This window comes from Pseudomonas arabinosi (assembly GCF_047758675.1).
Lineage (GTDB): Bacteria > Pseudomonadota > Gammaproteobacteria > Pseudomonadales > Pseudomonadaceae > Aquipseudomonas > Aquipseudomonas arabinosi.
The window spans coordinates 4009806-4024068 of the sequence record NZ_CP180480.1; the positions used below are offsets into that span (position 1 = coordinate 4009806).

Here is a 14263-nt window from a genome sequence, read left to right on the forward strand (position 1 = left end):
TACTTCAGCAACTCGAGCGATCATGCCTGTCCCTCTTCCAGTCCACAGGCCCAAAGGATGGCCAGTCGGATGTACTCCGGCACGACGAAATCAGCTGGGCGCGCCAAGAGCGCGTCCGCGAGCGCTTGGGCGTACAACCCCTTGCCAATCTCTTCGGAGTCGAGCCTGGCGAGCAAAGCGCCAGCAAAAGGGGCTTTGTCAGCAGAGGACATGGATGCGAAATCCCGTTTTGCATCTTCCCTCAAATTCCCGGCCACCTTGCCATCCTGAACGGGCCAGAGATCTGCTGCCACATTCAGCATGGTCGTGAGGTTGCCGCCCTCCAGCGCAATGTCGTACTCGAAGGTCTTGTACTTGCCGGCGAACAACCGAGCGAATTGAGACTGATTGATCGGCCCCTGAAGCTCCAATGCCGGATTGTTTCCCAGCCGGTGATCTTCGGCATGCGGGAGGAATGGAACTGGTTTTTCCCTGCCTTCGCCATCGTCAATGGTCGAGAAAGATTTGGGAGGGTCATTATCCGTGAGTCCGGCGCACCTGATAGGCACATTACCACCAGGCTGGGCGCCCGTGACATCGCAGAACAGCTGCATGAAATGCTTGAAATAGATACCGCCAAGGTTGATGACGGACACGCCGTAATCGTCCAAAGAGTCCCTGCCCTTCCCTTGAGCATGCAAGACGATCCTAGCCAGCTCGGGGACAACGATTGCCTCGGCAATTCCTTCGACGAGGATCGCGCCTTTTGAGAAAAGAAGATTTGACTTGGTGACGTCGAGCCAGCGATCTACAAAACGCCGGCTCTGCTCAGGAAGCCCTGTTTTTCTCAGAGGAACGGCTGTTGGCATGCCTTCATTGGAGAGGTGAATCAGGTGCTCCACAGACACCGCAGCCGAAATCACAGTTGAGTGGGTTGTGATGATGACCTGGATACCTCGAGCTTCTGCCTCCGTTTTGAGGTGTCGTAGCAACCGTAGTTGGAGCTGCGGGTGTAGGTGCGCCTCCGGTTCCTCGATGAGCAGCAGCCGCAGGTAGGTCTCTTCACCACGACCCTCCTCTACCTCAAGGACGAGCTCCGCTAGGATGGATGCGATGTACAATAGGTTGTTGTACCCCAGGCTGTTCTCCCCCAGAGATCGGAACTGGGTGGGGTCGGCATTTGTGAGGTCGGGGAAATAAAGCAGTCTCAATCCTTCAACGATACGGGAGAAGCTCACCTCGGAGAATTGGATCAACGTGCTTTGGGATAGATGCATTCCGAGCGCGGCCTTCAGGCTTTCACCGATGCGTTGGTTGGCCAGTTTGATGGCAAAGTCGTCGCTCTGAGAAAGCTCGCGGTTGAAGTCGCCAACGCGCTGCTCCAGCGCAGTTTGAGTGCCGGCCTTTCTGGCAGCGTCCAGCTCTTTCCGACATAGGGCCTTCAACAGTCTGGCCAAACGTGATTGGCGCCCCTCTCGGAGCTTGCTCTCTGCGTCGCGGAGTGGCGGCAGATAAACACAGTGAATCAAGTCAAGTGTTTCAGGATCTAAGGGCTGGGTGAATTCGTGACCACCATAAGTGTGATACTTGAAGCGTCCACGTGACTCTTGGTTTTTGGCAATGAAGGTGAGCTTCGCTTCATCATAGTTCCCGCACCACTCATCAAAGGCAGTGGCATCCTTATCATCCAAGTCGGAAAACGTGGCCTGGATCTGGAGCTCCTCCGAGGCGAAAGCACCTGCCTCAAAACCCTTGTAGAAATCGTGCTCACCGATGATTCGTTTGCCCGACTCCGAGTCATTGAAGAGCTGACGCACCGCGCTGATTACACCGGTCTTGCCCGCGCCGTTTTCGCCCACCAACACGTTCAGCCCATCGTGAAATTCGATAGTGAAGGGTTCGCCAAAGCACTTGAAACCTCTAACATCCAACGCGCGTAGATACATGAGAATCCCTTCTATCTGGAGTCATCCGGTGGCGAGCAGAGGCGGCGCCTAGATGGCGCTAGGTCTCGATGAACGACGCCTAGCTGAATAGTGGCAATACGTTACACCGGTTGACTATCAGGGCCTACCTGTAGATGGGGCTTTAGCTTCCGGTTGAAACGGACAAAAGCGCACGTAAGCCTGCCAATCCACAGAATCTCTGGGGCACTTTAGCGCCGCTCTACGCGTGATGCCGGCAGACCGGTATCATTTAACATCCTCAAATAGTGCGGCTCAGGTGCGGCCGAACCTCCAAAGAACGACCCTCACCAGGGTGCTGCTCAATTTTTAGTGGAGCCACGCGGCGTGATCGAAAAATTCATTGAGTTCAACGAAAAGCGAGGCAAAGCGCTGACTGAGCGCTACGTTCTCCATGTGTTCAACGTGTTCTCTCCCACTCAGCTGAAACGCAGGCTGGGGCACAAGCAACCGAAGGTGTGTCGGTATTGTGGGAAAGACGAGAGATCCACGACCTTCCGCGAAGAGTCGCATGCCATACCCATTTTTCTGGGGAACAAGACGATTATCGATGAGCTGGAGTGTGATCAGTGCAATCACCACTTCGGGGATCATCTTGAAAACAGCTTCGCAGCCTACACCCACCCTCACCGTCCATTTCAGCGAATCCGGGGGCGCAATGGCATCCCCAAGTACAAAGCCCCAGACTTAGAGGTCTCGGCTGTCGACCAATCTAACCTAGTCATCTGTGTCGGTGATAAAGGTGGAGTCGATACATTGGAGGTCAAGGGCAAGAATCAACTCCGTTTCCAGGTTGTGCGCCAACCCTACTACCCGACCGCCATTCACAAGATGCTCATCAAAATGGCATTGGCCATGATGCCAGACGATGATCACCGCCAATTCGATTACCTGAAACCCTGGCTTCTGAGTAAAAACCATAAGCCTGGCTTGATTGGCTCCGTGCCGGTTATCGAGTGGGGGATAAGCGGAGGCGTCAATCCGAACAAAATCACCTGCATCGTTGCCAAGGTGAGAGAGGCGTTTCAAGAATCGACATATAGGTATCAGTTCATATTTCAGTACGGGAATTTCCAGTACCAGTTTGTGATTCCCCTGCCTGACGAGTGTGGCCATCGTAAGGATTTCGTCTACGCGCCCGTGTTCCTGCCTGATGAGCATTTTCGAGTATTCGGTCCATCCGACTACCAGGAGAAGCACTTCAACTCACCTGACCGGGTGCGTGGAGAAAAACTCAGCATCCTGCTTCAGTACAGCGACAAATCCTCTGGAGGGTCTGGACAGGAGAACACTGCTGATTAGATTCTCAATTTTCAGGCGGCGAGTTTCGCGCGTCGACGCGCAACTCCTCGGAGTGAAGACCGGGTCGTAGTAAAACGAGCTCGTAGACCTGGACGCTGCCTGGCAAGGCATTCAAACCTGATACTAGGTGCGTACTAGATCTCGCAGATTACTAATGATTTGGGCTGCAGCTTGCTCTGGCGATTGCTCTCGAAGCAGCGCCAGCGCCTGTACCGTTTTTGGGATATCGGTAGCAGGCCTGGTTGGTCTTCCCTCGCTTTGCACGAACGGGCCATCGGTCTCGGTGAGAAGCCGGTCAGACGGTAGCAAGGCGACGAGGTTGCGGTGCTTGGCAGAGGTCAGCATCTGCGAGTTGATCGAAAAATAGCATCCAAGCTCCACAGCCCTCCTAGCTTCACTGGGGGAGCCGGTAAACCAGTGGAGCACCACCGTCCCCCGGTCAGTCGGAAGCAGGCGCTCGATATGGGATAGCACCTTTCCAACACTCCGTACGCTGTGGACGGTGAGAATCTTCCCGCCCTGCTCCGAGCAAGCCTCGAGCACCCTCTTGAAGACCCGTTCCTGCGCCTCAAAGCTCCGATAGAATTGGGGCCCGGCATCAAGCCCTATCTCCCCAACGTATCGAGTCTCCTCAAGCAGGCGCTCCAATAGCGGCAGCTCCGATTCACGCTCGGCCACCAGTTGGGGATGTAGCCCCAATGCCACCCGGACATGCCGAGACGATGCAGCAAGCTCACGATTGCGCCGCCATGCTTTCGGTGTAGTGGTCACGGCCAAGGTAGCGACCCCCGCCTGATCGCACTCCACGATGAGACGCTCGTGATCGGGATAGAGGTCAAGGTGGCAGTGGAAATCCACCCACTTTGGAGTCGAGCTCTTCTGCGGTTTCATAGTGGTATGGCTGTCACACCCTCGAGGTAATCGTCGACTTCCAGCAGTCCATCTCGATAAACCTGTTCGAAGTCATCCAAGCTGTCAGGATGGTCGATCAAAGGTCCGGGCTCATGAATTGCGAACTTGGCGCGGTGTGGAGCACGTTTGAGGCGCGCGATGGCCAGCTGGAAAGAGCGCACATGTTCGCCATCAGATTTGTTCGTGTCCAGCGCTTGCGCATGTAGATCCGGGATGACATATCGGGTTTGATCCGGCCCGCACCCACGATGAATTGCTGCCCGCCTGATAATGCAGGGGACGCAGAACCCGCAGTGCTTGGGTGATCGATTCGAGGGATCAGGATTGTACCTTGCCTTTCCTGGCGAGGAGCACGACATCGTGAGATGCACATGATCCGCTAGGAACTCAGGGTCAGAGCACTGCTCTGCCATTTGGCCCTTGGTGAGATGGCCGAACATGTTGAATAGCCTCGTGCTTAGGCCCAAACGCCCGAAGAGCTCATTCACCCGCGCCATGTAGTATGGATGAGTCGTGCGCGTGCTACATGCACCCAGGCGGCGCGGATCCAGGGGAACGTTCAGAGAGATCAGGCCATTTTCAGGCACATGGATGGTGATCGAGTCGCCGATCGCTTCCGCAGCCATGGCCGCCAGCGCGAAGAACAGGAATGAGCGCGCTCGAAGCGTATCTTCACTACCTCCACCCTCCACGAGATCGTGCGGGAACCCGACACGGGCCTGGACGTGGTTGATCGACGTCTCGGAAAACCTCTCCTGCAGCGCTGCCCGGCAGTCGTTCTGATAGGTACTGGTGCTGTTGGTGTCCCAGTAATGGCTCACAAGCAATGGTTTGCCGCCGCCACTGAATAGATCGATCGCCCCAATGAAACTGTCCATCCCCCCTGAGAACAGGCAGACGTTGTCCGACTCATCTGTTCTCAAGCTCTCCGGAGCGGGAGATAGCTCATCGATATCTGTGGGCCGCTCGCGGAAGACCAGGCGCCAGCGATCACCAGTGAGGAATTTCAAGGTCGAGGCCAGCAAGTCGGACGTTGCTGTCCATACTGCGGGTTCTGCGACGGGGACGTAGAGGTCGATCTCCCTCGTCCAGGAATTCTCCGATTCGGTGTCTCGTGAGATTCTGGTGTCCGCCGCGGTAAGGGTCGCCGCCAGCAGTGCCAGATCGACGGCAGTCTCTCCTGGGCTCAGCCCCAGATCAGCCAATTGCTCAATGGCTTGGCCAATCCCGAACTGCAATCTCCCGTGCCCGTCGAGGAACTGGATATTGGTGATGACACTACCTGACTCCAGCAGCGCTAGATCCTCGTCATCCGTTTCGCCGAGCCGGCAGATAATGCTGTGGTGCCTCATTCCAGCCCCTCCGCTGCAGTCGCGATAAGATCGAACGCCGCCTCATAAATCGCAGACGTGACCTGATTGACCTCTTGGTCTGTGGGCGCCGGCCATTGCTCCAGCCGGTTGGCGAGCTGACCTCGCGTACAACCTGTGATGAACGAACTCAGCTGAGACTGGATGCGTTCAACCGCTTCCACATCATCCGGCATGGTGATGCCCCTACCGCCCAAGTCCGCCATGATCATGCTCTCAATCGAATTCGCTACGAAATCGAGGAAGAAGTTCTGCCGATCAGATTGAGTCATATCCTCGAAGCTACCGCTGCCTGCCTCGTCAAGTTCGGCGATCGTGTTCAGTGCAGCCTGGCGCGCAACGCCTTCGTCAATCGCCCCACCAGGCGGGCAAATGAACTCAAGCAGCGCGAGTAGTACCTGGGAGGCCGGTTGCCCTGGAGCCACGGTGAGTTGCAATCGCCGTAGTGTTTCTGCTGCCCCGTTGCGCTGAACATCCCCGAAGATACTCAGCAGCTTTGCCGCGGTAGCGCGGGATGTTCCCATGCGCCGCGCACCTCTCGATGATCCCCCTACGCCTTTACGCACATAGGAAGACAGGGCATTCCCCAAATCGCTGGGGCTTCCAGTGCGGGCGAAACGGGTGAAGCTGCTGCGGGCACCCCGAAGTGAGCCAGTGCCGTCATTGTTCACCGGCCCTGATGGAGATAAGCCTGGCTGAGACGGGTTAGAGCCAGGCTGAGATGGATTTGATTGCCCAGGCCCATTCGGTTGAGCGGCCGGGCCGGCTGGTTGTGCTACATCATCAATCCAGGAGGGCACCAAGCCGGAGCTCGGGCCTCCATATCCTTTGGAGGTACCCATATCAATCCTTAAGATTTCCCGCTGAATTCAAGTACGCGCTTGGCTGCCTTCTGAAGCGTCTCGTTCTCGACCTGCTGGCTCCAGCCCCTCAGAATCCCCTCAAGCCCCTGGATGGCATTGGTGTCCTTTAGGCTCTCATGCCATGGGGCGGGAGCCCACATGCCAAGCTTGGGCGTGGGCAGAGATCGGACGAATTCGACTAGACGTTTCTGTAGCGCGGGGCGTTGTTTGACAAGTTCGATCAATCCCGTAACGCCTTTGGGTTGATTCGAATACTCGTCTGCTTGGATTATCCGATCGCGGAGTGTATCAAAAACATTCTCGGCATCAACTTCAGCTAACGCCACGATGTCCTTCTTCGTGGCCGCTTGCCGGATCTGCAATGCAGGGCCCATTAGCTTGTCAACGAGCGCCTCGAGATGACTCACTGCGACCTGCCCCATCAAGGAGCTGCGTTTGTCGCGAGTCACGAAGATGTAGGGGCGCAGATCAACACCGGTCAGCGTGGGTTCGATCGCCGCCCAGTTGCTGATCCAGTCGCTCTTCTCCCAATCGTGCACATCGCCAGAGTTGGCCACAGCCTTGAGCTTCCCAGAGCCTTTCTCCTTCTCCGACTCTGAGGCGGTTCCCTTTGACTTCTTGGTCCGCTTTTCCAGCTCGGCGATTGCAGGTACCGTACCGTCCGCATCCAGGCTCGCGATCCGTGCCAGTTGCTCATAAAAGTCAGGGTGGAAACGCTCAGCCAGCATGATTTTCGCAAGTATTGGACGCCGAATATCCTCAGCAAATCCTCGAGCCTCCGCGATGGCGTGGCGCAGCATCATCGAGTTCAGAAAGCGTTTGATCTGGCGGGGGTTGCCGCGAGTACCTTCACTCAAGATCCGCGCCAGCAAGGCACTGGTATCCAGTGCTTCCTGGACAAAGTCAGGAAGTGGATCGCCGAAAGCACCAGTTAGCGCTTTGCGGTCGAGGCCGCTGCTTTTCCAGGGCCGGAGCATATCCTTCTGAGCGGCCGTCAAGATCTTCTCGAGTTGATCTTCATCGGTTTTGACGGCGCTTTCCAGCTGTAGGAGCGTGATGTAACTACGGGTCTCCGCCAGCCCCAGCGCCGGGATGCGGAACGGTACCTGAATGAGCTTTTCGAGGTAGTTACGCGCATAGGTCACCGGCCCCGCCCCCTGTGGCAGGTCTGGGAAGTGCTCGCGCACCGCGTACTCGATCATGGCCTCGTCAGCACCGACCACGAATGCTGTCCGGTTTACGAAGAGGAAGAGACGGATGGCCTCAAGCGTGGCGATGGCTGTCTTGGGCAGGCATCGATCAAGGTCATCAACGATGACTACCAGTTGGTCAATGTCTGCGGCCGTCAGAAGCTCTTCGAACTCGGCCCGGAACTTGTGCATGTGCTCGGGGAGCTGCTCAGACTCTTTCTCAGCATCCTTGATGAAGCCACCGGCCTTCTCAGCAAGGCCGGTGAGGCTTTCTATGCTGAGATGGTCGCCCGGGTTCTGCACGAAGGCGGAAATGGACTCCACTGCTCCTTTGAGCTGGTCAATGCTGGGGATGCCGGACAATGCGGTAAGCCCGAGCCCTCCGGCATGCTTCGCCAGTTTGAACCAATCAATACGTCGCAAGACCTTCTTCGCGGCGTCGGCGACCTTCTTGGAGCCTGGCCGTGCACGTTGCAATTCATCGACAATGGTCTGGATAACGACAGTTTTTGCGTCCTCAAAGCCTTCGAATGTCCAGCCGTTGAACCAGATACAGCAGACGCGCTCATCAGCGTTGAGCAGTTGCTGAGTCATCTTCAGGACGCTGGATTTACCCGCCCCCCAGTCGCCGTGCACACCAATAGTGACCGGGGTTCCCCGAGATTCATCAAGTAGGCGCTTTACCGTTTTGGCAATGGGGGCGTAATACAGCAGGTCAGTGGCTGTTTCCTGGTCACTCAGGAACATGTAAAGAACTCCTTTTCTAGCATTTGAGATCAAACCACGGGGGTGACCAGCGGAAAGCCGCCGCTCTCACATCAGGTTATGGGCATCAATAGATGTCCGCGAGTAGGCCAAAGTCGGCGCATTGATGTCAATACGCCATTTGGCGGGGTGATGAACTGCCCCGACTCAAGCGCGAGTTGGCTGGAGCCACCAAAGGGTACGTTTTTCGAGAGACGGTGGCAGTGCGCCTTGCGAGCGGAGCATCGGCAAGTAGCTGACGTAACAAGGGGCTAAGGTAATTCCTAAGCGAATCGGATGTTGTCTTCGAATGGATATCGACGTCCCAGGGCAGCTAAGCAAGCTGGGCCTACCGATCGAGCTATGACAATCTTTTTAGCTCGTAGAAAATCAAATCCGTCAAAGCTAATCTACACATTTTCAAAATGTTTTCTTTGACCCCTGAGGTAGTTATCGAACTCCCTGCAAAGTAAACAATGAATCGCCCCTAGTATCGTAGAAACTCCATGCCGTAAACGGAGACCAATTAGGAGGTGCCATTAGCAAGTGGCGAGGCGCCGACGGAGAACTCAAGCTACTGTCTTGAGTGCGACGTCCCTGGAACACGCTGGCAAGCCAATACTTCTTCCATTTTGGGCGCGACTGATTAATCGATCGATTCAATATCAGTCGAGTCTCACTTAGTCGTCGCGATAGCCCAGAGCTCAATATCGAATTATCGCTTTGCCCTACCCCACCCTAGTGCGCAAACGGCCTATCCATGGCACCTGGCCAAGCCCTTTCAAGACCTTAATTTTCCGGCCGATAACACGATTATTGAGTTTCTTTCGAGCGCAAAACCCGTTAAAGAATATGACGAATATCAACTTTTGTAACAGGTTGGGCTCCGGAACTCAAGCTCTGAACATCATTCCCTGCTCTCCAGCGTTCAGTCCTTGCACTGCTGCGTCTCGATTGCTAGGACTCATCAGGCTATGCCACCTAAGGATCAAGAATTGAATCTCCCTGCACCACTTTCTCCTGAATCAACTTCACAAGCGAACGAAGCCGCTGAAGCGAAGGCGGAGGTCCTGCGCGTACTCCGGTATGTCTGGACGCACGCGAAAGGACTCAGTGCTCTCTTCACAATTATCGGATCGCTGATTGCAATTCTGGCGCTGTATACATACCTATCAGCGATTGATCGCGTTGACCTATTCCTCCCTTCCATCTCGATTGGACCGGCTTTGTTCATCTGGTTGTTTTTTGTTGTAATGGTGTTTTTAGCCTTTGTACTTTGTATAGCCACGCCTTCGATAATTTTTGCGGCGCTAATCTCGATATTCGGATTATCTGATGAACATTTACGTGAGTTCGCCCCAACACTCGCAGGTATTACTGTAGGCGGATTTGCACTTCTTAGTCTTTCAGTGCTGTTCGTGCCATCCCACTACATAAACTGGTCCATTGGCATACTGTATGTAATCGGTTTCGCTAGCGTGGGATACGTAGTGGCGAGGTCAAAAACGCAGCGAGATAAATACCTAACAAAAATTGGCGAAAAAAACGGTTGGTACATTTTCAAATCCGTGATGTTCATTGGCGCTGTGGCGATGGTCCTGTTATTGGTAATTCTTACTGGTATTTTCCCGGCAATATTCACAACCTGGTCTCATCCGGAACTTAAATCTCAATCTGATTCCTATTGGCTCGGGCTAATATCTTTCGGCGCAATGGTATTATCTTGCATTCCAGTGCTAGCATTTTGCCTCAGTCGCGGAGCACTTATTACCAGGATATCCAGAACCCTGACAACAATCTTCTTTGTACTTATATTATTCTGCTTCATGTCGCCGGCAATATTCAGCTTGGTAGCATACTCCGCCGCCTCCGCAATTAAGCTTCGAGATTCGCAGGTATCTGAATTCATCGTCAGTAAAAAGTACCCGACGGTCACTTTTGACGCTACTACGTGGCAAATAAAGGAAATCCAAGACGAAAACAAGACCATCACAATCAAAGCGTTCAAGCTCTTCAAATTTGGCGATGCTCTGCTGCTATGCCCGGCAAAATATGTGAACACGTTACGAGAAGATGTGCCCTCAATCTCAAAATACTGTTTCGCCACCTCCTCCGCAGAAATGACACTTGCGGCACCAACGCTGGTACGGCAGAACATCTATTTGAAAGCTACGTACTGCGGCCGGGAATTCACAAAACCTCCATTTTTGCTTAGCCAAAAGCAGGCTTGTGTATTCGCTCCTTCAAAGTTGAAGCCAAGTGCTAACTGAGTTACATATAGCAGATGGCGAATCAGGTAACCCCGACCTAGCGATCGTACTCCGCCTGTCATGGGCGGGTTGCGCTCTCGAACCAATCAGAGTGACCAAGTGGATCTTATTTCAAACCGGCTAGAGAGAAGCCACCTTACCGTCATCACCGAATTGATCGAGGAGGCGCAAAGCTAAGTGATCTGCTCTGGATGGATCAAACGGTGCGGGCTCAAACTCCTTCTGCCAAGCCTCGATAAAGCACTCAACCGAGGTGTAGCCATTACGATATTTACGAATGCTAGGCATACGAGCCCTTGGTGTATCTCCGCTCTAGCGGACAGACCAGGGCTTAAGCATGTCAGTTAGAGCTAATCTTGCTGCAAACTGCCTAGCCTCTGGAGTTAAAGCTGCCCCTCTCCCTTGAACCGCTCCCTCTTAGCCCGGCTGGTGGCGGTTTTTTTCAGTCAGATGAATTGTGAAGCACCCGGCCAAAGATGTATAAGCGCCCGGTGCCGACGCAAAAGGCCAGTGAGATCGACCAGTTGTTACCGCATCGGTGGATGCCGGGCTGTAACCGTCCGGGCAACACACCTTCCTGAGACCGTCGCTTGAGACGATGGTGTCCACCTGATTTAAGTGGACACTATTTTTAGCCTTTTAAAGAGGATGCCATGTCACTAGAACGCCGTTCCTATTCCAACTCCTTTAAAGCCCAGGTCATCGCGGAGTGCGCGCAGGCTGACTCGATTGCCAATGTCGCTTTGCCTTAGCGTTACTGTCAGCTCTGAATTTGTTCGAATTCCTCTGCCTTCTCTCCTTGCGATGAAGACGTTTCGGTGGGGCTCGATTGATCCACGCAACGGCTCTAATTGAACCTCTGCTCCTTGGCTCAGGTCATGTATTTCACGTCACATTGATGCCTTAACTGCCAATGAGATGCAGAAAATAAGCATCTGGAGCGGATTATGAACGCAGTTATCGACGGTTTGCCCGAAGCCATCCGCCAGCAAGCAGAGAATCTTCTAGCTGAAATTCACAGGGCTGGATCAATGATTTTAGCCATCAAGAGTGGCGCGCAAGCTTATGGGTTCGTGCAGGGATTGGTCTGTGCGGGCGGTATCTCGGCAGAGCAAGGAGAGGCCCTCTCCGAGCATTTTGACAAAACGACTGAAAACCGATTAAAAATTTTATCCGTCGGCTTGCCCTGAGGATGATGACGGTAATAAGTAAGGGAACAGGATGAAAAAAATCATTTTCCTTATGATGCTTAGCTCATTCACCGCGTGCACCTTGGTGCCGAAGTCAGCGGAAGACGCCGATCTGGTTCCGGCTTCACGAATGTATGGCTACTCAAAAAAATCTGATGCCCAACTGGTCGTCATGCTCGACTCCGTACCGGACGGAGGCTGCATAATTCGTCTGTCCATTGATGGAAAGCCTGCCGCCGATTTTTCCAACGGTGAGATTGCCTACTTCGGCGTGACCATTGGAACGCATAAACTCGTGGCTCAACCGCTCGCGAAATGCTCGAAATCTCAGGTGACTGAGGAGACAATTAATGTGAAAGCAGGTGATTCTTTACTTAGGCGTATCACCGGATCAGTCATTGAGCCAAGCCCCCTGCCATACCGGTGATGACTCCCGGCAGTTTCTGTGACCCCAATGGCCACAAAGTCAAAGGTAATCGAACGCCCTTTCGTTATGCATTGCATCGAGCAGACCGCCGCCAGCACGGCCCCCCCTCGTTAATTCCGAAACTATCAAGATTTTTACTACTAGCTTCGTACTGGCGCTGGAAAAGCAGCGGAAAATCGCTCGCAAAAACTGTACTAAAAACTAAAATTGTACAAGCCCAGTCAGGCTCGGAAATAACATGTCTCCTTCAGAACGACTTATCGCTTGGCACAAAAACTGGAGCCTTTCAAAGGGTGTCGTCACTTGCAGGTCATGCACAGCTACACAGACCGAGCAGGATAGGGGCAGCGACTTCCCCCACAATTCTATCTGCCCAAGAGCAGATGCGCAGTCACGTCCCTGGGACGAGCTTGATGATATCCAACCAGTCAACTCCAAATCTTCGCAACGAAGCTGATACGCCCTGCCTGAAAACGACGAGGATCACCGGCTTTGGAGGTTTCGATGAGTGCGGCAACTACCGCAATCTGCTTTGGTAGGGAACAGGCTCGATGTCAGCCATAAAGGCCAAGTGACTGAATCAGTGCTCTAATCAGCACACGCTGTTTCGCTCCCGTTTTCGACCTCTATCACGTCTCCCTACCAGGATCACCGGCATGCGCCTGTCTGACTTCATCATCAAGAACCTTGAGCCGATTCTGCAAGCTTGGGAAGACTTCGCAAGAACCATTGAGGTACCCGGCGAAGCACTCGACTCCAAGGCTTTGCGTGATCATGCCGAACAGATGCTGCGTGCAATTGCTGTAGACCTGTGCACATACCAGTCTGCGCAAGAGCAAATCGCCAAGGCCCAAGGCAATGCGCCTATCGATGAGTTGGAAACCGCCGCCGAAACTCATGCGGTCACACGTCTAATGGCGGGTTTCACCCTGGATCAAATGGTCTCTGAGTATCGGGCGTTGAGAACGAGCGTACTTAGTCAATGGCTGGGTCAGATGAAGGCCGGAACAGTTCTGGAAGTGGACGATATGATCCGCTTCAACGAAGCCATCGACCAGGCGCTCGCCGAATCTATCGCTAGCTACTCGCGTGCGGTAGAGGCCTCACGCAACGTTTTTTTAGGCATCCTTGGCCATGACTTGCGCACGCCACTGGGGGCTATTTTGCTGGGTGCCGATGTGTTGCGGCGCTCGGTTGATCTGGGAGCACGTAAGAGTAAAATTGCATTGGGGATATACACCAGCGTCAAACGAGCCAGTCAGATTGTTGGCGACTTGCTGGATCTAACCCGCTGCCAAATGGGCCCTGGGATTCCCGTCAAAAAGGAGGATATCGACCTCAGTCCACTCTGCACACGCATAGTTGAAGAGATTCGCACTGCTCACCCAAACGCGGATATCGCTTTCAAAGTGGGGGAATCGGCTCGCGGTGATTTCGATGGCGCCCGCATGGAGCAAGTGTTTTCCAATCTGCTCAGTAATGCCGTGCAGCATGGGGATTTACAGTCTCCGATCAGGGTTTCACTGGAAGTAAAAGACAGCAGCGTTATTTTCATCGTCCAGAATTTCGGAGAACCTATCCATGAGGACATTTTGCCCTTCATCTTCAACCCCATGGGGCGTTTCTCTCAGCATGCATCTCTTGATCTAGGCCCTAGTACCGGCCTCGGCTTAGGTCTGTACATCGCTTCCGAGATCGTGGCAGCACACTGGGGGACGATAGACGTGACCTCCGACAGAGAGCGAGGAACCACATTTCTCGTAAAAGTGCCTATAGAAAAATAGTTGGCCGCCGACACTCTTGCGCCGGACAGGGATGGTTCAGATCGATTCGTTACCGTAGGTGTGAACTGCGCAAGGGAGGAACGGGCGCAAGTTCTGATAAGGGACTTAGGGCCGTCAGACTGCTTAGACATTATGGCCAGGTGTACATGCCCGCTCGAAGACTGCGGTAGCGATTGCGCTGATATCAAGTAATAAAAAAATCTCAAAATCCCCGTTACCTGATGGTCAAGAGTAAAACATGAGAGTTAGGCTTTCTGGAGCAAGTGCT

The 14263-nt window shown here is 53.9% G+C and carries 10 protein-coding genes; 5 read left to right on the plus strand and 5 right to left on the minus strand.

Annotated features, from left to right (window positions below):
• Positions 1 to 20: 20 nt before the first annotated feature.
• Entirely contained in the window at positions 21 to 1925 is a 1905-nt protein-coding gene (locus tag ACMXYJ_RS18690) for an ATP-dependent nuclease (RefSeq protein WP_017683861.1), read from the minus strand.
• Positions 1926 to 2270: 345 nt separating this feature from the next.
• Between ACMXYJ_RS18690 and ACMXYJ_RS18695 the strand changes: the two genes are divergently transcribed.
• Positions 2271 to 3245: an HNH endonuclease gene (locus ACMXYJ_RS18695; protein ID WP_415756365.1), complete on the plus strand. Its 975-nt coding sequence runs from the start codon at positions 2271 to 2273 to the stop codon at positions 3243 to 3245.
• 123 nt (positions 3246 to 3368) lie between these two features.
• Here the strand turns inward: ACMXYJ_RS18695 and qatD are convergent, their stop codons facing one another.
• The 4 genes from qatD to qatA all read right to left on the minus strand — a co-directional run bounded on the left by qatD (position 3369) and on the right by qatA (position 8327).
• A complete protein-coding gene (gene qatD / locus ACMXYJ_RS18700; protein ID WP_415756366.1) occupies positions 3369 to 4136 on the minus strand; it encodes a Qat anti-phage system TatD family nuclease QatD in 768 nt (255 codons plus the stop codon).
• Positions 4133 to 5509 (minus strand): Qat anti-phage system QueC-like protein QatC, encoded by a 1377-nt coding sequence (gene qatC, locus ACMXYJ_RS18705; protein ID WP_415756367.1) that lies wholly within the window; start codon positions 5507 to 5509, stop codon positions 4133 to 4135. Before qatC ends, qatD begins: the two co-directional genes overlap by 4 nt.
• Positions 5506 to 6051 carry a Qat anti-phage system associated protein QatB gene (gene qatB, locus ACMXYJ_RS18710; RefSeq protein WP_017684654.1) on the minus strand — a complete coding sequence of 182 codons (546 nt, stop codon included), beginning with the start codon at positions 6049 to 6051 and terminating at the stop codon, positions 5506 to 5508. The genes qatC and qatB overlap by 4 nt, the downstream gene beginning before the upstream one ends.
• A gap of 326 nt (positions 6052 to 6377) precedes the next feature.
• Positions 6378 to 8327, minus strand: a complete 1950-nt coding sequence (gene qatA / locus ACMXYJ_RS18715; RefSeq protein ID WP_415756368.1) for a Qat anti-phage system ATPase QatA — start codon at positions 8325 to 8327, stop codon at positions 6378 to 6380.
• 992 nt (positions 8328 to 9319) lie between these two features.
• Here qatA and ACMXYJ_RS18720 point away from each other — a divergent pair.
• The 4 genes from ACMXYJ_RS18720 to ACMXYJ_RS18735 all read left to right on the plus strand — a co-directional run bounded on the left by ACMXYJ_RS18720 (position 9320) and on the right by ACMXYJ_RS18735 (position 13995).
• Positions 9320 to 10594, plus strand: a complete 1275-nt coding sequence (locus tag ACMXYJ_RS18720; protein WP_415756369.1) for a hypothetical protein — start codon at positions 9320 to 9322, stop codon at positions 10592 to 10594.
• 947 nt (positions 10595 to 11541) lie between these two features.
• On the plus strand, positions 11542 to 11784 hold the full coding sequence (locus ACMXYJ_RS18725; RefSeq protein ID WP_415756370.1) for a hypothetical protein: 243 nt from the start codon (positions 11542 to 11544) through the stop codon (positions 11782 to 11784).
• Between the two features lie 31 nt (positions 11785 to 11815).
• Positions 11816 to 12211, plus strand: a complete 396-nt coding sequence (locus ACMXYJ_RS18730; protein ID WP_415756371.1) for a hypothetical protein — start codon at positions 11816 to 11818, stop codon at positions 12209 to 12211.
• A 656-nt stretch (positions 12212 to 12867) separates the two neighbouring features.
• Positions 12868 to 13995 (plus strand): ATP-binding protein, encoded by a 1128-nt coding sequence (locus ACMXYJ_RS18735; protein WP_415756372.1) that lies wholly within the window; start codon positions 12868 to 12870, stop codon positions 13993 to 13995.
• Positions 13996 to 14263 lie beyond the last annotated feature (268 nt).

Coding starts and splice junctions, on each gene's coding strand:
- ACMXYJ_RS18690 (WP_017683861.1), bottom strand. CDS start 1,925: ATGTATCTACGCGCGTTGGATGTTAGAGGTTTCAAGTGCTTTGGCGAA.
- qatD (WP_415756366.1), bottom strand. CDS start 4,136: ATGAAACCGCAGAAGAGCTCGACTCCAAAGTGGGTGGATTTCCACTGC.
- qatC (WP_415756367.1), bottom strand. CDS start 5,509: ATGAGGCACCACAGCATTATCTGCCGGCTCGGCGAAACGGATGACGAG.
- qatB (WP_017684654.1), bottom strand. CDS start 6,051: ATGGGAACATCCCGCGCTACCGCGGCAAAGCTGCTGAGTATCTTCGGG.
- qatA (WP_415756368.1), bottom strand. CDS start 8,327: ATGTTCCTGAGTGACCAGGAAACAGCCACTGACCTGCTGTATTACGCC.
- ACMXYJ_RS18725 (WP_415756370.1), top strand. CDS start 11,542: ATGAACGCAGTTATCGACGGTTTGCCCGAAGCCATCCGCCAGCAAGCA.
- ACMXYJ_RS18730 (WP_415756371.1), top strand. CDS start 11,816: ATGAAAAAAATCATTTTCCTTATGATGCTTAGCTCATTCACCGCGTGC.
- ACMXYJ_RS18735 (WP_415756372.1), top strand. CDS start 12,868: ATGCGCCTGTCTGACTTCATCATCAAGAACCTTGAGCCGATTCTGCAA.